This is a genomic window from Hymenobacter ginkgonis, assembly GCF_009755225.1.
In the GTDB taxonomy this organism is placed as follows: Bacteria; Bacteroidota; Bacteroidia; order Cytophagales; family Hymenobacteraceae; genus Hymenobacter; species Hymenobacter ginkgonis.
The window spans coordinates 980289-997580 of record NZ_WQKZ01000001.1 but is presented as its reverse complement, the minus strand read 5'-3'; the positions used below and the strand labels follow the sequence as shown (position 1 = coordinate 997580).

At 58.1% G+C, this 17292-nt stretch carries 16 protein-coding genes; 8 read left to right on the top strand and 8 right to left on the bottom strand.

The annotated features are described in order from the left end of the window. Positions 1 to 45: 45 nt before the first annotated feature. Both GO988_RS03970 and GO988_RS03965 read right to left on the bottom strand, forming a co-directional pair. Positions 46 to 945, bottom strand: a complete 900-nt coding sequence (locus GO988_RS03970) for a UDP-2,3-diacylglucosamine diphosphatase (protein WP_157562209.1) — start codon at positions 943 to 945, stop codon at positions 46 to 48. Beyond that, on the bottom strand, positions 942 to 1187 hold the full coding sequence (locus GO988_RS03965; protein WP_157562208.1) for a hypothetical protein: 246 nt from the start codon (positions 1185 to 1187) through the stop codon (positions 942 to 944). The genes GO988_RS03970 and GO988_RS03965 overlap by 4 nt, the downstream gene beginning before the upstream one ends. Positions 1188 to 1363: 176 nt before the next feature. On the opposite strand from GO988_RS03965, the gene GO988_RS03960 reads away from it, so the two are divergent. Next, on the top strand, positions 1364 to 1945 hold the full coding sequence (locus tag GO988_RS03960; RefSeq protein ID WP_157562207.1) for a hypothetical protein: 582 nt from the start codon (positions 1364 to 1366) through the stop codon (positions 1943 to 1945). 153 nt (positions 1946 to 2098) lie between these two features. On the opposite strand, the gene GO988_RS03955 is transcribed toward GO988_RS03960, so the two are convergent. Further along, complete coding sequence (locus GO988_RS03955) at positions 2099 to 2623, bottom strand: NUDIX domain-containing protein (protein ID WP_157562206.1); 525 nt, start codon at positions 2621 to 2623, stop codon at positions 2099 to 2101. Between the two features lie 210 nt (positions 2624 to 2833). Here GO988_RS03955 and GO988_RS03950 point away from each other — a divergent pair, with 210 nt between their 5' ends. Beyond that, on the top strand, positions 2834 to 4279 hold the full coding sequence (locus tag GO988_RS03950; RefSeq protein ID WP_157562205.1) for a DEAD/DEAH box helicase: 1446 nt from the start codon (positions 2834 to 2836) through the stop codon (positions 4277 to 4279). Between the two features lie 245 nt (positions 4280 to 4524). Next, the gene (locus GO988_RS03945; RefSeq protein ID WP_157562204.1) at positions 4525 to 5004 is read left to right on the top strand and encodes a hypothetical protein; all 480 of its coding nucleotides are present in this window, start codon (positions 4525 to 4527) and stop codon (positions 5002 to 5004) included. Between the two features lie 121 nt (positions 5005 to 5125). On the opposite strand, the gene GO988_RS03940 is transcribed toward GO988_RS03945, so the two are convergent. The 3 genes from GO988_RS03940 to GO988_RS03930 form a co-directional block, all read right to left on the bottom strand. Further along, a complete protein-coding gene (locus tag GO988_RS03940) occupies positions 5126 to 5302 on the bottom strand; it encodes a hypothetical protein (protein WP_157562203.1) in 177 nt (58 codons plus the stop codon). 926 nt (positions 5303 to 6228) lie between these two features. Then, a complete protein-coding gene (locus tag GO988_RS03935) occupies positions 6229 to 6966 on the bottom strand; it encodes a helix-turn-helix domain-containing protein (RefSeq protein WP_157562202.1) in 738 nt (245 codons plus the stop codon). Positions 6967 to 7274: 308 nt separating this feature from the next. Continuing rightward, positions 7275 to 9035, bottom strand: a complete 1761-nt coding sequence (locus tag GO988_RS03930) for a L,D-transpeptidase family protein (RefSeq protein ID WP_157562201.1) — start codon at positions 9033 to 9035, stop codon at positions 7275 to 7277. A 258-nt stretch (positions 9036 to 9293) separates the two neighbouring features. Here GO988_RS03930 and GO988_RS03925 point away from each other — a divergent pair, with 258 nt between their 5' ends. Both GO988_RS03925 and GO988_RS03920 read left to right on the top strand, forming a co-directional pair. Beyond that, positions 9294 to 11120, top strand: a complete 1827-nt coding sequence (locus GO988_RS03925; protein WP_157562200.1) for a M1 family metallopeptidase — start codon at positions 9294 to 9296, stop codon at positions 11118 to 11120. Positions 11121 to 11179: 59 nt separating this feature from the next. After that, the gene (locus GO988_RS03920; protein WP_157562199.1) at positions 11180 to 12064 is read left to right on the top strand and encodes a cyanophycinase; all 885 of its coding nucleotides are present in this window, start codon (positions 11180 to 11182) and stop codon (positions 12062 to 12064) included. A 92-nt stretch (positions 12065 to 12156) separates the two neighbouring features. On the opposite strand, the gene GO988_RS03915 is transcribed toward GO988_RS03920, so the two are convergent. Next, positions 12157 to 13092 carry an isoaspartyl peptidase/L-asparaginase family protein gene (locus GO988_RS03915; protein WP_157562198.1) on the bottom strand — a complete coding sequence of 312 codons (936 nt, stop codon included), beginning with the start codon at positions 13090 to 13092 and terminating at the stop codon, positions 12157 to 12159. A gap of 276 nt (positions 13093 to 13368) precedes the next feature. Here GO988_RS03915 and GO988_RS03910 point away from each other — a divergent pair, with 276 nt between their 5' ends. Beyond that, complete coding sequence (locus GO988_RS03910) at positions 13369 to 13794, top strand: DUF3127 domain-containing protein (protein WP_157562197.1); 426 nt, start codon at positions 13369 to 13371, stop codon at positions 13792 to 13794. Between the two features lie 98 nt (positions 13795 to 13892). Then, positions 13893 to 14519 (top strand): AlbA family DNA-binding domain-containing protein, encoded by a 627-nt coding sequence (locus tag GO988_RS03905; protein ID WP_157562196.1) that lies wholly within the window; start codon positions 13893 to 13895, stop codon positions 14517 to 14519. Between the two features lie 348 nt (positions 14520 to 14867). On the opposite strand, the gene GO988_RS24050 is transcribed toward GO988_RS03905, so the two are convergent. After that, a complete protein-coding gene (locus GO988_RS24050; protein WP_232341355.1) occupies positions 14868 to 16430 on the bottom strand; it encodes an alpha/beta hydrolase-fold protein in 1563 nt (520 codons plus the stop codon). Between the two features lie 161 nt (positions 16431 to 16591). Between GO988_RS24050 and GO988_RS03890 the strand changes: the two genes are divergently transcribed. Further along, entirely contained in the window at positions 16592 to 17251 is a 660-nt protein-coding gene (locus tag GO988_RS03890) for an alpha/beta fold hydrolase (protein WP_198172526.1), read from the top strand. The last annotated feature ends 41 nt before the right edge of the window (positions 17252 to 17292 follow it).

Below are 17292 nucleotides of genomic sequence, written 5' to 3'. Positions count from 1 at the left end.
CGCAGCCGCATAAAACCAAGGCGTGCCATCCACTAGGAGGCAAACTTATTTCAGCTTAAACTCAGCCAATAGGCCTTCGAGCAGCGCGGCCGGACCAGCGTCGGCCGCGAGGTCGTCTACTTCTGGCGCTTCGGGTGCGGCGCCGGGCTGCGGCTGCACGTGCGGGTCGGTGGCGTAGCGGTAGAGCGTCCAGCCGGTTGCGGCGGTGTACTCTAGAGCGGTGAGGTTCTCCACCCAATCGCCCGAATTCAAATACGTTACCTCGCCGTGCGTAGTGGCCAGGGGCTTCATTTCGGGCTGGTGAATGTGGCCGCAGGCTACGTAGCGGTAGCCCTGGTCGGCAGCAATAGTGGCGGCCGTGTGCTCGAAGTCGCTCACGAGGCTCACGGCGCTTTTCACCCGGTTTTTTACAGCTTTAGACAAAGCGACTTTAGGCCTACCCAGCTTCTGCAATAGAAAGTTAACCAACCGGTTAAACAGAATTAGCAAGTCGTAGCCCTGGCCCCCGAGCTTAGCTAGCCAGCGCGAGTGCCGCATGGTCACATCAAACACGTCGCCGTGAAACAGCCAGGTGCGGCCGTGCGGGAGGTCGAGCACCAGCTTGTTATCGAGCTGAAAATGCCCCAGCTTGAGCCCCGCAAATTTGCGCAGCAGTTCGTCGTGGTTGCCAGTAAGGTAATGAATACTAGTGCCTTTGGTAGCCAGCCCCGCCAGGTAGCGCACCACTCGCATATGCGAGGCAGGCCAATAGTTTTTCGAGAACTGCCAGATATCAACAATGTCGCCGTTGAGCACCAGCACCTTAGGCCGAATACTTTTGAGGTAGCGCAGCAATTCTTCGGCGTGGCAACCGTAGGTGCCCAGGTGCACATCGCTCACTACGGCCACGGCCAGGCGGCGTTTTTTGGGCCTCGGGGCAACTGCGGGGGGTAGGGCGCTGCTCATGCGGCCGCCGAATAGGGCTGTCGGGGCAGTTCGCGGCGGGGCTGGCCTTTAGGCCGACGCGGCTTGATGGGGGGACCCGATGGGTACTCGCTGGCCCCTTCGCTGCCCAAGGCCGAGCGCAAGCCGCGGCGAAGCAGCCCTCCCAGCACCAGCCACCAAGCCAGCGCCAATACCCAGCGCAGCCCCACCCCGGTGGGCTGCCAGTCCAATAAAAAGCGCTTGGCTTCTGCGAGTTTTAGCATAGCTCAAAGCTCGTAGGCAGGTATTACGCAGGCATTACGGTAGGCTTACGTTTTCGTCAACTATAGGCCGTAGCATAACGAATTTGGCAATATTGGCGGCGCATTCGGCACCGGTTGCCGTTCTTTGCAGCAGTAGAATACTCTTTCCACCTAAGCTACTTTATAATCTAGGTAAAATGCACTTTTATACTACCCTGCGGGCGGGCTTGCTGCTCGCCCTCGTGGCTGGGGCCACCGCGGCCCACGCGCAGGCGCCTAACGGCCCGGCACGGAAGCGCTACTTATTTGCCCAAAAAAACCCGGAGTGCCCAGTGGTGGCCAACATCACCAAGAATACCGACGAGGACGCCGACGTGACGGGCAGCTACACGCACGTGTGCTACCGCTCGCCGGCCGAAATGCTTTCCGATATCAACGAGCTGCGCAAGCTGCACGACTGGGCCGACTCTACCTACCAGCGCCGGCTGGCCGCCCTACCCCCCGGGGGGGCGCTTCTGCTCAACATTCGCCGCCAGGGCCCGAAAAACGCCGACCCGTCGCTGCTCACGCTCTCGGCCCGCACCAAGGATGGCAAGGAGGTTTTTACGGCTACGCCCAAGCCAGGCACGGGCCGCTTCTACGGCCGCGACCTGTACCAGAATCAGCAGAATATTCCGTTCATCAAGCTCGACCCCGCTGCGGGGCCGCTTACACTTATTATTACGGATACGCGCTTGCGCCAGCAATTCGAGTACCAGTTGACGCCACCAGCGCAGTAAATGAGGACTTGGGCAGTAGGTATCTTAATTAATAAAGAACGTCCTGCTGACCCAGGAAGCATCTCTACCACACTGCATAGGGTAGTACTCCTAGTGGCGCGGTAGAGATGCTTCCCTGCGTTCAGCAGGACGTTTTTTATTATTTCTAAACAGCTAGGCGCCTAATTTATGGAGTTGCACCCACTGCACAGCCAACATCGTTTTGGCATCCTGAAAAACTTGGGCTAACAACTCTTCCTGGCTAAAAGTCAGCATTTCGAGGTGTTCGTCCTCGTCGGCTAGGCCACCACCAGTGCCCGTTTGGCGGCTCACCTCGGCGTAATACACGGTGATGGTTTCGGCGCTGGTGCCGGGCGAGGGCCACATTTGCACGATGCGGGTAAGCTCATCTATTTCGTAGCCCAGCTCTTCGTGAATTTCGCGGTGCACGGCCGTTTCGGGGCTTTCGGCCTGGTCAATCATGCCCGCCGCAATTTCAGGCAGTTCCTGCTCGGCGCCCACTCGGAACTGCTTGGTTAGCACATACTGTTGCTTGGTGGTATCGAAAACCAGCGCCGCTACGGCGTGGCCGGGCGCGAATTGTTCGCGCGGCACTTCTTTGCCATTGGCTTGCTTAACAGTGAGCTTATCTACCTTGAAATGACCATCGAAGACGCGCTGGCGTTGAGTTATCTGCATAGCTTGAGTTTTTAAGCGGTACCTTTGCCGCAAAGGGCAGCCCGGCAATCGGACCGGCTGCTGGCCAATTATACGGCCACTGAGTCCGCCGCGTCGTGATTTGTGCGTGAGGCGCGGGCTTATTTCCCTCCAAATTTACCGTACTCGCGAGGGCAGCCGATGGCCCCCGCCCCGCCGCTGCCCCTACTGGGCGGGCGGCTCCCCTTTTTTATGACGTTTAACGACCTCAATTTGATTGAGCCCATCCTGCGCGCCCTGGGCGAGGAAGGCTACACTACCCCCACGCCCATTCAGCAGCAAGCGATTCCGCAGGTGCTCGAAGGCCACGACCTGCTCGGCGTTGCCCAAACGGGTACTGGCAAAACGGCCGCCTTCTCGGTGCCGATTCTCCAGATTTTGCACCAAACCGCGCTTACCCAGAAGGCTGGTCAGGGTCCCAAAGGCCGCATCCGCTGCTTGGTGCTCACGCCCACCCGCGAGCTGGCTATCCAGATTGGCGAAAGCTTTAAGGCCTACGGCCGCCACTTGCCGCAACTGCGCTCGACGGTTATCTTCGGAGGGGTAGGCCAAAACCCGCAGGTGCAAGCGTTGCAGCGCGGCGTCGAAATCCTCGTTGCCACGCCCGGCCGCTTGCTCGATTTGATGAACCAAGGCTACGTGCACTTGCAGCACCTCGAAGTGTTTGTGCTCGATGAAGCTGACCGCATGCTCGACATGGGCTTCATCCACGACATCAAGCGCATCTTGCCCAAGCTGCCGGCCGGCCGCCAAAGCTTGTTCTTTTCGGCTACTATGCCGAATGTGATTAAGGAGCTTTCGGCTACCATCCTGCGCCCCAACCCGGTGCAGGTAGCCGTTACGCCCGTATCGAGTACCGCCGATACCGTGACCCAATCGGTATTCTTAGTAGAGAAGAACGACAAGCCTGCCTTGCTCCGCCACATTCTGAAAGACCCCGCCATCAAGCGCGTGTTGGTATTTACCCGCACCAAGCACGGCGCCAATAAGGTGACCGAGACGCTCGAGAAAGCGCAGATTACCGCCGAGGCCATTCACGGCAACAAAAGCCAGAACCACCGCCAGCGGGCCCTCAGCAACTTCAAAGCGGGTACCACCCGCGTGCTGGTTGCCACCGACATCGCCGCCCGCGGCATTGACGTAGACGAGTTGACCCACGTCATCAACTACGAAGTGCCCAACGAACCCGAAACTTATGTGCACCGCATCGGCCGCACCGGCCGCGCCGGGGCGTTTGGCACGGCGTTTACATTTGTAGAAGATGAAGAGCGCGCTTATTTACAAGATATTCAAAAGCTTATTCGCCGGCAGATTGATGTTGACAAAGAACATCCTTACACCACCAATAGCGTAGCGCCAGTTTCGCTTACTGGCAACGAGCGCATCATTCGGCCCAAAGGCCCGGCTGGCCGCCCACCCCGCGAAGGTGGCGGGCGCTCGGGTGGGGGAAGCAGCCAAGGCCGTAGTGGTTCGCCACGTTCTACTGGCGCGGGTGGTGGCCGCAGCGAGCAGCGTGGCAGCGGCCGGCCCCAAGCAGGCGGCAACGAGCGTTCGGCTTCGGGCGGGGGTGGGCAGCGCTCCAGTCGGCCTTTCCAGGCGGGCCGTGGTGGCACCGAAGGGGGCGGTCGTCGCTCTTAGAAAAGTAACGCCGGGCATTTTACAATGCCTGGCCTTTTAAAAAGGTTTGAAGGCGGGAATGCTAAGCGAAAGAAGTTACTCGGCGATGCTAGGTGCTTTTCTTGGCTCAGCATTCCAGCCTTTTTTTGCGAATTTTATAGCTATTGCGCCTGTCAACCCGATTTTAAGGCCGCAAGGAAACAAAAAACTGTTGGTTTCGCTTCTTTTGGTGGCTCTTCGCCATCACCCTACCCCCCATTCTGGCCATGACTTCCCGGGTTTCTCTGCCGTTGATTCAGGCGCTACGCGACACCGCCCGCCGCCTTGCTTCCGAAGCGCCCTACCAGTGGGGCCACATGGGTAGCTGCAACTGCGGCCATCTTGCTCAAACTATCACTCACCTTACCAAAGCCGAAATCCATACCCGCGCCTTGCAGCGGTACGGCGACTGGGAGCGCCAGCTCGTGGATTATTGCCCCACCAGCGGCCTACCCTTCGACCAAACCATTGACGAGATGCTAGACCTGGGCTTCTCGCGCGAGGACCTGACGCACCTCGAAAAGCTGGGCGACCCGACCGTGCGGGCCGCCATCCCCTTTGAGCGCCGCAATGCCCTCCGTCATAACCAGCGTAACGATGTGGTACTCTACATCCATACCTGGGCTGACTTACTAGAGCAGCGGCTGCTGGCGGCTATTCCGCTGCCCACGTTCGAGCCAGTACCTACGGCGGTGGCGCTAGCTTAGTAGCGTTCGGCTAGCTTGCTCTTTTAAATAAAAAGCCCCGACTACTGGATGTAGCCGGGGCTTCTTTATGGTTTAGCAGGTTGGCCCTAGAACAGCGCCAAACCTCAGTGGGCAAATACTACTAGTAGTTGACGTTGCTGCGCTGCGCCTCGCGGTAGCCTTCCGTACGGTGTTCGCGCTTGTAGGCTGCGTCGGCGCTGGGGTCTTTCTCCGCATCGGGAGCGGTAGTGCAGGCAGCGGTCAGGAATAGGGCCGCGCTGGCGGCCAGCAGCAGGGAGTAGGTGCGCAGACTTTTCATACCACGAAGGTAGGGACGGCAGCGCATTGACGAAAGCAGTTGCTCCCGAATTCATGACTGGGCCTGGGCTTCTACTTCCGACTTTCAACTTCAAATTCTGACTGACAACTGCCTACCCCCTTCCAAACGGAGTAGGAGTCTTCTTAGCCCTTCACAAATAAAAGCCGCATTTTATTAGCTAATAGCAGTAGCTACTGCTCAAAGCAGTCGGGTTATTAAAATAACTTGCGGCTGCCAGCGCCTGGCATATTACTAAGCGCTAATCGAGTGCTTACCGGTGAGTACAAAATGAACTAGCCTCCTTTCTAACCAATCAACTGCAAAATTAATTGGCTAAATATTATTGCACTCTACCAATACAGGGACAAAGCAAATTCATTAGCAATGCCCCTGTGAATTAGCGGGTCTACTTTCGGCTACATTACCCTAGCGACAATTGCATTAATAAAATAAATGATGCATCAATACAGAGGTCATATTTTTCTTACACTTTTGGTTCATTATAATTTATTTTTTATTCTGAATAACAACCACTTATAAATCAAAATTAATCTTTTATTACAAGTCATAATTTCGCCATATTAAACTGCATTACTACCATTTGCTTTTCGTCTGGCATGAACTACTAAGTTAAGTCATAGCACCCTGCTATAAAGCGAATGAAGCATTGCCCCCCTTAGCAAGTTTAGTAGCACTTATAACAGACAACAGCTAGACAAGCTTTTTAGCGCTGTTACGTTAGCCGCCAAAGCCACTTCTAATAGCCCGAAACAGCTACTACCTCCGACTCAGCAAATTTTGGTGAGTACCAGCTACCCGGTTGCTAACTACCACTTTTAGTAGCGCACTTAGTTAGTACTAGCCAGGCTGGTAGTTTAAGAAAGCTTCAAAACGCTATTTCTAACCGAGGCCACGCCTCCAGTATTTCAGGCTTCGGGCTGATAATCGGCAAACGAACCATCGCGATAGAAGATGACAATGCGCCGAATAGCCTTGCCTGGTTCGCCCAGAAAAGCAGCCATAGAAGCCGCATCATTAGTTACCTGGGGCGTCGTAGCCACACCCGTTGTGGGGAGCTGTATGGCGGCTACAGGCGCCTCCACAGCAGGGAAACTAGCACTTGCTTGAGTAGCAGCAGGCGATGCGGTTACCGCAACCGGGGCGGCTTCTACCGGAGCAGGAGTGGCGGAAGGGGCCGGCTGCTCAGCAGGCCCAGACGCCACGAAGGGTGCAGCTTCTGCTAGTGGCGCTTGTTTGGCTACAAACCTAGCAGGAGTGGGCAGTACAGTGTTGCTGCGGCGGAAAGCAGCGGCGGGCTGAGAAGCAGGGGCCAGCCTGGCTGGCTGAATAGGTGAAGTGTCCTGCTGCTCAAGTAAGCGGGCATTATCCGCCAGGGTGGGCCCTTTAGGGGCTGGGTTAGCAGCTACGGAGCTGCTTGGAGTGCCGGTACTGGCTTCTGCCAGCATCTCGCCAGTGCCAGTAAGCAGCCAAGGCAACGAAATCGCTGGGAATGCAGCAATAATGCGCTGCACTACTTCTAAACTGGGCTTATTACGCTCACTCAAAATATGGCTCACTACGGGCCGGCCTACTCCAATGAGGTCGGCAAACTGAGTAGGACTTATCTGCTGCCAATCGAGCAGTTGGCGAATACGCGTGACCATACCTGAATAATTATTTTACAAATGTGCGACATAAAACATAAAAAGGCCTCGCCTCTGTCCTTTGCCTGTTTGTTCACATAAGTGAACATTAAGTTAATTTCTGCTAAATACATATGTAATCATTATGTTTTTTCCCTTCTTGCTACAGATGTTTTATCATTAACACTTGTATTTTCAATGAAATAAGTTACAATTGTTACAAGCAGATAGACTACCCATTCCTTAGTGAGCTCTACGCAAAACGGCCCAGCTACTTGATGTAGCTGGGCCGTTATTTGACCAGTCGAGGTAGGGTAGCTTAGCAGTAATTACTCAAAGTATTCTTTGGCGAGGGCCTTGTCATGGCCGTAGATGTCGTCACGGAAGTGCGCGTGCCCATTAGCGTCGGCCCATGCGGTGAGATACACCAGGTACACGGGCAACTTTTCTTTGAGCGTAATATACTTCTCGCGGCGCTGCGAAATGGTATCTTCAATGACGGGCTGGCTCCAATTAGGGTTGTTGCGCAATAGGTAGGTCGCCAATTTCACCGGCTCTTCTACGCGCACACAGCCGTGGCTAAAGTTGCGCTTAGTTTGCGAAAACAACTCGTTGTGGGGCGTGTCGTGCAGGTAAATATCGTTGGAGTTTGGGAAGATAAACTTCACCTCTCCTAAGTCATTTTTGGGGCCCGGCCGGCGGCGCAGGGTGTACTTAAAAGTGGCCTGGGTTACGTTGGCCCAGTCAACGGTAGTAGGGTCGATAACGGTAGCCTTGCGGCCATAACCCTTCACTACTTCCATGTCGAGGCGGTCGAGGGTGCCCTGGGCATCTGCCACCAGTTTTGGGCGCAGTTCCTTGTCGATAATGCTGAAAGGCACGTTCCAGTAAGGTGATAAAACTACATATTCCATTTTATCAGAGAATACCGGCGTTGCATTCAACGTCTTGCCCACAATGACGCGCATGGTCAGGGCTTCCTTGCCTTGCTCGTACACCCGCAGTCGGTATTCCGGGATGTTCACGATGAGGTAGTCTGGCTCAAACTTTTTGGGGAGCCAGCGCCAGCGCTCCATGTTTAGAATAACCTGATTGATGCGGGCTTGAATCGGGATATTTAGCTGGCGCAAGGTTTCACCGTTCACCAAGCCCGTGGGGGGTAGGCCCAGGTCCCGCTGAAAATTTTTAACCGCCGTCACCAGCGCGGGATCGTAAGCGCTCGCCGCAGGGGTCGTATTATTTACCGGAATGACAGTAGCCGCAGCAACCACGGTAGCCGGCGTTTGGCCGGTGGCCTCGCCGCCCAGCAGGCGCTGGCGCAGCAGGCTCACTACGGGGAGCACGTCGCCAGGCTTGAGGTGCGTGGTAGCCGGTAGTACCGGCCAGCCACCGGTCGCTTGCCGAGCTCGCAGCAAAGCCAGGGCTTTCTTCAGGTGGTCGTATTCGGGGTGCAGCGGCGCAAAGTCGTAGTAGGGATAAGTGCTTTCGCGCTCGCGCAAAATGGTAAGAAGTGCCCGGTCGAGCTTAATCTTATTGCGCTTCACTTTCCAGGCGTCGTTCTTGGTATCGCGCGGGTTGGCTACCCCCCGATAGTAGTCTGAAGCCCAAGCGAAATAGGTACCCGAAAGGGTCACATCAGCTTCACGCTCCAGCTGGTTACGGCGCAGCGTATCCGAGCCGACCGTTTTGAGGTCGGATAGTAGTTTGTTTATCTTACTGAGCGAGTAGCGCTTAGGGTCTAACCCATCATCCTTCGCTTTACCGATAACCGTAAGCAGGGTGGCTGCCTGTGGCACCACTTGGTGGTGGCGAAACCAACCAAGGCGGAATTGTCGCTCCCGGTAGAACTTGCGGGCCCAGCGCTCTTGTGCCTTGAAGCGAGGCTCGGCGACCATTGCCCGAATCACGTAGGCACTGTCGACACGCGGCTCAAGGCCATTGCCGTTGGTAGCAGCCGACGTAGCTGGGCTGCCTACCCCACTAGAGTCCTGGCTGGCTTGGCCGTTGCACGAGGTAAGCAGAGCGGGTAAGCTCAGCAAGCCTAGCAGCAGCGCAGCCGATAAAAAATAAAGACGAAGCTTGAGAAACATGGAGAAGAAAAATGGCGAGACTCCCCCAGCCAGAACCCACCTCATTAGGAGGCCAGTTGCTGGCTAAGGCGCCCGCCTGGGCTAGAAATAGCTCGTTGTACTGAGCAGGTGGGAGGCAGGTTACCCCAGCCTAGCCTATGCCTGTACAAATTACGGTCCCAAAGCCATACCAATGGCTGGCTTTCGCCCCCCCAACCACGTACTTTTTACAAAAAACTTTTGACGGCCTTTCCCCTCTCCCATGCCTACCCCCCTCCCATGCCTACCCCCCTCCCTGCCGCAGCACTAGCCGACCTTGCCCACGACCCACATAGCTACGCCGCCACCGGCCCGCTGCGCGTGCAGCACCTCCGCCTGGTGCTGGCGGTTGACTTTGCCCAGCGCTCGCTTACGGGCACTGCCACTTGGCTCTTAGCTGAGCCCCCAACGCGGGCCGCTGAGCTTGTACTCGACACCCGCGACCTGGCTATAGAAGGTGCGTGGCTAGGCGAGTCGGCGGCCGGCCCAGCGGCGGATTACACCCTCGCTCCGGCCGATGCGGTGTTGGGGCAAGCCCTGCGCATTGCGGTGCCGGCGGGTGCGCGGGCCGTGTGCCTGGCCTACCGCACCTCGCCCGCCGCCGCGGCAGTGCAGTGGCTGGCACCAGCCCAAACAGCGGGCACCCACCCGTTCCTGTTCACGCAGTCGCAGGTAATTTTGGCGCGCACTTGGCTGCCGTGTCAGGACTCGCCAGGCATCCGCTTTACCTATGAGGCGATGGTAGAAATAGTGGGCGACGAGCGCGGCCAACTACTGGCTTTGATGAGCGCCGAGAACCCGCAGGCTACCGCCCCCGATGGCCGCTACCACTTCCGCATGGCGCAGCCCATCCCCGCCTACCTGATGGCGCTCGCGGTGGGCCGGCTCGACTTCATTCCGCTCGGCGAGCGCACGGGCATTTACGCTGAGCCGGCTACGCTGCCTAAAGCCGCCTATGAATTTGCCGACCTCGACCAGATGGTAGCAGCGGCCGAAAGTTTGTATGGACCTTACCGCTGGGAACGCTACGACTTGCTAGTGCTACCAGCCAGCTTTCCATTTGGCGGCATGGAAAATCCGAGATTAACATTTGTAACGCCCACAATTCTAGCGGGCGACCGCAGCCTCACCAGTTTGGTGGCGCATGAGCTCGCACACTCCTGGAGTGGCAACCTGGTTACAAATGCAACATGGGATGACTTCTGGCTTAATGAAGGCTTTACGGTGTATTTCGAACGCCGCATTATGGAACAATTGTATGGCGCCGACTATGCGGCCATGCTACAAGTACTGGGCGAGGCTGACCTCCAGCATACGCTAGCTGAATTGGGTACCGATAGCCCCGCTACCCACCTGCACCTACACTTAGCCGGCCGCGACCCCGACGACGGCCTCAACGACATCGCCTACGAGAAGGGTTGCCTGCTGCTGCTAACGCTAGAGAAACTAGTGGGCCGCCCGCGCCTCGATGCTTTTATTAAGGAGTACTTCACTCGCTTCAGTTTTCAGAGCATGGACACGGCACACTTTGTAGCTTACCTGCGTCAAGCGCTGCTAACCCCGGCCCTTGAAGCGCAGCTCGACCTGCCGGCTTGGATAGACGGCCCCGGCCTGCCGGCCAATGCGCCCGTGGCCCGGTCGGCCCGCTTTGCCGCGGTGGATGCGGCGCTGGCCCAGTTGGCAGCCGGCACCGCGCCCGCCCACTTGCTACCCCCCACCGCGGCTTGGAGCAGCCAAGAGTGGGAGCACTTCCTGCGGGGCCTACCCCCCACCCTGCCGGCCGAGGCACTGGCGGCGCTCGATGCCGCGTTTGGGTTCACGGCGTCGGGCAATGCGGAGATTCTAGCGGCGTGGTTTCCGCTAGCGTTGCGGGCGGGCTACGCGCCGGCCGATGCCGCACTGGCCGATTTTTTGCACCACGTGGGGCGGCGCAAGTTTTTGGTGCCGCTCTACCGGGCGCTGCTGGCGGCGCCGGGCGGCCAGGCGCGGGCCCAAAAAATTTATCGCCAAGCCCGGCCCAACTACCACTCGGTAGCCACCAGCACCCTCGATGCGCTGGTGCCGTAGCCTCGGCCCTGGCGTTGGTTCGTACTTTTGCCTTCTTACAACTATACTAGCAGTTACCGTTGAAAAATATAATTCCCCGCGGCAAGCTCATCGCTATTGGTGGCAACGAGGATAAGGGCACTTACCCTACCACGCGGAGCAAGCGCAAGTACTACCTCAATTTTTTTGAGCTCGGCATTCTCAAGCGCGTGGTGTCGGAGTCGGGTAAGACCGACCCACGCATTGAAGTGGTGACGACGGCCTCGATGATTCCGCAGGAAGTAGCTCCTATATATACAGCCTCGTTTGCCATGCTCAATTGCCACAATGTGGGCATCATGGACATTCGCACGCCCGCCGACGCCCGGCAGCCCGACTACCTCGAGCGCCTGCTGGCCGCTGATGTGGTGATGTTTTCGGGCGGCAACCAGTCGCGCCTGCGCGATATGTTCGGCGAGTCTGATTTTCTCGACATCCTTACCCGGCGTTACTACGCCGAGACCGACTTCGTGATTGCCGGCACCAGCGCCGGCGCCATGGCCATGTCGCAGCACATGATACGCGGCGGCTCGGTGCCCGATGCCCTGCTGAAAGGCGCCGTGAAGATGGGTACCGGCCTGAACCTGCTGCCCGCCGCCGTCATCGATTCGCACTTCGTAAAGCGCGGCCGCTTCGGCCGCCTCATCGAAGCCGTGGCGCTTCACCCCAAGCTCATCGGCATCGGCCTGGGCGAGGATACGGGCGTGCTCATCACCGATGGCCACTTGGTCGAAACTATCGGCTCGAACTTGGTCATCATTCTCGATGGCTTCGACATTGCGCACAACAACACTGCCGCCGCTAAGAAGGGCACTACCCTATCCATCGAAAACATCAAGATGCACGTGCTAGCCAAAGGCAACGTGTACTGCATGACGGAACGCCGGTTCTACGTGAGCAAGGAGGCTGCCGTACCAGCCGTGTAAGGGCCGTCAGCAGTCAATAAAAGAACGTCCTGCTGAGCTGCTTTGACCAGCTCAGCAGGACGTTCTTTTATTGGTATCCAGTAAGTAAAAAGCTAGTAAATCGCAATCTCTTCTTCCCCCGCTGCATTATGGCTGGCGCGGTACATGCCTTCCGAATTGAAGGGTAGGGCAATGTTGCCCGCCGCATCTACCGCAATCAGGCCGCCCTCGCCGCCCACTGGGGCCAGCTTATCGTGCACCACCACGCGGCAAGCCTCGGCCAATGACAAGCCCTTGTATTCCATCAGGCACGCCACGTCGTAGCCCACCACGGCCCGGATAAAATACTCGCCGTGCCCCGTGCAGCTGATGGCGCAGCGCGTATCGGCCCAAGTGCCCGCCCCGATGAGTGGGGTATCGCCGATGCGCGAGTAGCGCTTATTGGTCATGCCGCCGGTGCTGGTAGCGGCGGCGAGGTGGCCGCGCTGGTCGCGGGCCACGGCGCCTACGGTGCCGCGCTTCCAATTGGGGTCGGCGGGGGGGGTAGGGCTGGCGGCGTGGTCAAGCTGCATGCGGCCCGCCGCGATGGCTTCCTGCAACTGGTCGTAGCGCTGCTGGGTAAAAAAGTAGGCGGGCGGCTGCATCGGCAGGCCGTGCTCGCGGGCTAGCTCGTCGGCGCCGGGGTAGGCCAGCAGCACGTGCTCGGTCGCTTCCATCACGAGGCGCGCAGCGCGGATGGGGTTTTGCACCTCGCGCACGCCCGCCACGGCCCCGGCGCGGCGGGTAGCGCCGTCCATCAGGGCAGCGTCCATCTCGTGGTGGCCGTCGTGGGTGAACACTGCCCCGCGCCCCGCATTAAAGAGGGGGTAGTCTTCGAGCGAACGCACAGTAGCTTCCACCGCATCGAGGGCGGGTGCCCCCTGGGCCAGCAACTCGGTGCCTACCCGCAGGGCCGCGCGCAGGGCCGCCCGGTAGTTTTCTTCGAGCGCGGGCGTGAGCGAGGCGCGGGCAATGGTGCCGGCACCGCCGTGCAGGGCAAGAGTGAACATATTTTTAGTATTTAAAGACGTATTTGGGTTTGGGGCCGCAAGAACGGCAACCCGGCGCAATGCCTCCCGCGGGTGGTTACTTTTAACAAATCCTACCCGGCACAACGGGCACCATTCGCAGCGGGTATCTGTTATTTAGTCAACCCCTTAAGACTGCTAAACCGGCGTTTTTTGGCTGCTTGAGTAGCTTAGCTAGCCCTGGCAAACCTAGCTGCCTTCGGTTTTTTTTCGTAGGTTTGACCTTTAGATTTCCATTTCCCCCAAATTTCTTTTCCGATGGCATACGACGTAACCGGCCGCCTGCACGAAATATTTGACGAACAGCAGGTTAGCGAGAAATTTCGCAAGCGCGAGTTCGTCCTCGAAGTACAAGAAGGCCAATATCCTGAGCAAATTAAGTTTCAGCTGGTACAGGACAAAACTGCCCTCATCGACCCCTTCAAAATGGGCGACGAAGTGAAGGTAACGTTCAACCTGCGTGGCCGTGGCTTCAACAAAAACGGCCAAATGCTGTACTTCACCAACCTCGAAGCTTGGCGCATTGAGCCGGCTACCGGCGGTGGTGCTCCGGCCGGTGGTGGCTCGGCCTACCAGCCCCAGGCGGCTCCTCGCCCCGCAGCCCAAAACCAGAACCCCAACCTGCGGGCCCAGCCCACGGCGCAACCCATCGCGGGCGACGACGACAACGACCTGCCTTTCTAAGCAGTTGCTAGCCATTGGCTATTAGCTTTTAGTGTTTGAAATGTGCCGCTTCCATCCCAGGAGCGGCACATTTGCGTTTCGGCCCACGTTAAAGCTCCATGAACTTACGCGCACTCATCAGCCAGGGCGAAGGCGAACGACTCGAATTTAAAAAGAAAACTACCCACCCCACCCGCATCTCGCGCACCCTGGCTTCGCTGGCCAATACCCACGGGGGCCAGGTGCTGGTAGGCGTCGATGATGATGGCCGCGTAGTGGGTGTGCGCGATGCGGAGGAGGAAATGTATGTGCTGCGTGAGGCGGCTGCGCACTACGTTGACCCGCCCTTAGCACTGGATTTCCGAGAAATAGAAACCGAAGACGACCACATTGTACTGGTAGTCAAGGTTCTCGAAAGCCAAAACAAGCCTCACCGCGCCCAAATAGCGCCCGGTGAGTGGCGCAGCTACGTGCGCGTGCGCGACGAGAGCGTGCAAACCAGCAACCTTACCGAGAAGCTGCTGGAGCGCCAGCAGCCCGCCGCCCGCCTCGAAAAGCTTCCGCTTAGCAAAGACGAGTTGCGCGTGCTCGATTACCTGCGTACTACCCCCCGCATCACGGTGGGGCAGTATACCAAGCTCATCAACGTGAGCCGCCGGCGCGCCTACCGTACGCTCATCAAGCTCGTGCTGCACGGCTACCTGCGCTACCACGACAAAGAGAAAGAACCGTACTATACCCTCTAGACCACAGATTTTGTGGACGGCACTTAACTGCTCTACCAGCGAGAGTAACAAGTAGATAGCTGGCTGGCAAATGAGGGTGAAACCACTTATTGACACCACGAAAAAGGCCACCCAAATGGGTAGCCTTTTTGGCGTCTACAAAATCTGTGTAATCCGCTAAAGTCCTTATTAATCCGTGGTCTAGTCTTGCTTGCGGGCGCGGGCAACTTTTTTTTCCTCTTTTTCGGCCTTTTTTTCTTTAGTGGTTTTAGTAGGCTCTTTCTTTTTTTCTTTGCGAGCGTCTTGGGCTTTGGCCATGAGTGAAAAATGGTTGGGTGATGGGGAAAATCAGAACAGGAAAGTGACTGCTTAACGCACGGCTGCCGGCTGATGTTGTGCGCTCGGCGTCGCGGCGGGGGGTAGGAGCGGCCAGTAGCGTTCGCGCAGAATACGCAGGTGGTGCTGCTCGTGGCCCGCCACGATGTAGAGCAAGGCGCGTACCGTCACGGCGCCACCGTTGGCGCGGCCAGCGCGGTCGAGTTGCTCAGCATTTAGCCCGCCAAAGAAGGCCACCGTGGCGGCCCGCACCGCGTGGTATTCAGTTAGTAACTCGCTCATTGAGCGGTCGTTGGCTTCGCTATTGGCCGCAAATTCGTTTTCATCAAAGCCAGGTAGCTCTTGGGCATCGGCGCGCGCAAAACGCAAGGCGCGGTACCCAAAAATTCGCTCGGCATCTAAGATGTGCACCAGCACTTCCTTGGGCGTCCACTTGCCGGGAGCATAACGCAGCAGGGCCTGGGCTTCGGTAAGGTCGGCTAGCTCGCGGTGCATCTCGGCGGCCTGCTGGCGCAGTTGCACAAGCGGGTCAGCCTCGGCAGGCACAAGGTCGATGTAGGCCTGCGTGTAAGGCAAATACGTGCCCGGCGCCGGGCGCATCGTGCGAGCAGAGGGAGTAGGCGGCATAGCGGCAAAGGTAGCCGCCCGCCGCAGATACTGAAAATGCAGCCGGACAGCGCCGCGTGGGCGCCGGAGCAGCGGCCGCCCACCCAGCCGTTGGCGGCTGGTTAGCCTTTCGCCAGCGGCTTTTTCAGGAAGCGCCAATGCCTTGGCTGCGAAGGCCCAGCGCAAAAAATCGGGCAAAATAGCCGCCCAGGTATCGGGGTGGTGGCGGCCGCCCGGCACCTCCACGTAGCGCACCGCGGCGGGGGGTAGGCCTTGCCGTTCGAGCACGGCAATGAGGTCGAGGGTATCTTCAATGGCGTCGATGATACCGTTGTTATTGCGGTCGCTCGTTTCGTCGTCGGTGCCGGTTTGCAGCCAATATTGCTGGCCGGGCTGCGGCGCACGGGCGCGCACTAAGCTGTGCATGAGGCGGTCGGCATCGGTGTAGCCCTCGTTTAGCCCGCGCCCACGCCACCAAAACGAGCCGCTGAAGGCCCCCGCTTTCCGGAAGGCTTCGGGGTGGTGCCAGGCTAGGTCGAATGCCATTAGGCCACCCAGCGACATGCCCGCCACAGCCGCCAGCGCGGGGTCGGCGCTAGCGTGGTAGTGCGCCTGCACATAGGGCAGCAACTCGTTGAGCATGAAATCGGTGTAGCGCCCAGCGCGGCTGCCGCGGCCCAAGTAGTCGGGGCGGGCAGCTACGCCGTATTCCTGCAAGCGGTCGGCGGCGTGAATGGCTACCAGCACAAACGGCGGCACCTCGCCTGCCCGAAACAGCCGGTTGAGCGTGGCCGGTAAGTGCAAGCGCTTTAAGTCTTGGCCGTCTTGCAGATACAATACGGGGTAGGGCTTGGCGGCGCGTGCCGAATAGCCAGGCGGTAGCACCACGTCGAGGCGCACGACGCGGCCCAGCGCCACCGAAAACAACGACTCGTCGTGGCGTACCGCCACGGTGGCCCCGCGGGGGGACTGAAATCGAAAAACTGCCATTGGCTCGCAAATAAACACGTGGCATCAGGTTTTGCCGCAGTTGGGCGTTCAAATTTTCTGCTTAGTTTGCGGCCGGTTCTGGCACGTGTTCCTCCCCTGCCGGGCCTGCTCTCTTGCACGAAGAACATCGCCGCTTCTATTCCCAGCACATGGGCCTCGATATGGAAATGCTGGTCGTGGGCGACTATGGCTACCCCGTCCTCATCTTTCCAACCTCCAACGGCCGCTACTACGAGGCCCGCGATTTTCACCTCACCGACTCGGTGCGCTGGTTTGTAGAGAACCGTCTCATCAAGCTTTTCTGCATCGACAGCGGCGATAAATGGAGTTGGTACGCCAAGCACCTGCACCCTGGCACCCGCGTGCACAACCACGGCCTCTACGACCGCATGATTAGCGAAGAGCTAGTCCCGCGCATTCAGCACGAGTGCCAGGTCGACAAGGTGGGGGTAGCGGGCTGCTCGCTTGGTGGCTACCAAGCGCTGAACTACGCTTTCCGGCATCCCGACCAGGTAGCGCATCTCTTCTCGATGGGCGCAGCCTTCGATATTAAGATGTTTTTGGATGGGCACTACGACGAACAGGCGTACTTTCACAACCCACCCGATTACATGCCTAATGCCCAGAATGATAACTTCTATAAGATGAACATCATCCTGGGCACGGCCGAACACGATTTCTGCAAGGGCAGCAACTACCAGATGTCAGAAATTTTGTCGCGCAAAGGCATTCCGCATCGCCTCGACGTGCGCCCCCACGGTACCCACGATTGGCCGGTGTGGCGCGACATGTTTCCTGAATATGTATCTTCTATCTTTTAGTAGATTTATTCGTAGAAGTTGACTACTTCGACGGTTCCCCT

Excerpts from the sequence above, each read along its gene's own strand:
- GO988_RS03970 (WP_157562209.1), bottom strand. The coding sequence starts at position 945 with ATGAGCAGCGCCCTACCCCCCGCAGTTGCCCCGAGGCCCAAAAAACGC.
- GO988_RS03965 (WP_157562208.1), bottom strand. The coding sequence starts at position 1,187 with ATGCTAAAACTCGCAGAAGCCAAGCGCTTTTTATTGGACTGGCAGCCC.
- GO988_RS03960 (WP_157562207.1), top strand. The coding sequence starts at position 1,364 with ATGCACTTTTATACTACCCTGCGGGCGGGCTTGCTGCTCGCCCTCGTG.
- GO988_RS03955 (WP_157562206.1), bottom strand. The coding sequence starts at position 2,623 with ATGCAGATAACTCAACGCCAGCGCGTCTTCGATGGTCATTTCAAGGTA.
- GO988_RS03950 (WP_157562205.1), top strand. The coding sequence starts at position 2,834 with ATGACGTTTAACGACCTCAATTTGATTGAGCCCATCCTGCGCGCCCTG.
- GO988_RS03945 (WP_157562204.1), top strand. The coding sequence starts at position 4,525 with ATGACTTCCCGGGTTTCTCTGCCGTTGATTCAGGCGCTACGCGACACC.
- GO988_RS03940 (WP_157562203.1), bottom strand. The coding sequence starts at position 5,302 with ATGAAAAGTCTGCGCACCTACTCCCTGCTGCTGGCCGCCAGCGCGGCC.
- GO988_RS03935 (WP_157562202.1), bottom strand. The coding sequence starts at position 6,966 with ATGGTCACGCGTATTCGCCAACTGCTCGATTGGCAGCAGATAAGTCCT.
- GO988_RS03930 (WP_157562201.1), bottom strand. The coding sequence starts at position 9,035 with ATGTTTCTCAAGCTTCGTCTTTATTTTTTATCGGCTGCGCTGCTGCTA.
- GO988_RS03925 (WP_157562200.1), top strand. The coding sequence starts at position 9,294 with ATGCCTACCCCCCTCCCTGCCGCAGCACTAGCCGACCTTGCCCACGAC.
- GO988_RS03915 (WP_157562198.1), bottom strand. The coding sequence starts at position 13,092 with ATGTTCACTCTTGCCCTGCACGGCGGTGCCGGCACCATTGCCCGCGCC.
- GO988_RS03910 (WP_157562197.1), top strand. The coding sequence starts at position 13,369 with ATGGCATACGACGTAACCGGCCGCCTGCACGAAATATTTGACGAACAG.
- GO988_RS03905 (WP_157562196.1), top strand. The coding sequence starts at position 13,893 with ATGAACTTACGCGCACTCATCAGCCAGGGCGAAGGCGAACGACTCGAA.
- GO988_RS24050 (WP_232341355.1), bottom strand. The coding sequence starts at position 16,430 with ATGGCAGTTTTTCGATTTCAGTCCCCCCGCGGGGCCACCGTGGCGGTA.
- GO988_RS03890 (WP_198172526.1), top strand. The coding sequence starts at position 16,592 with ATGGAAATGCTGGTCGTGGGCGACTATGGCTACCCCGTCCTCATCTTT.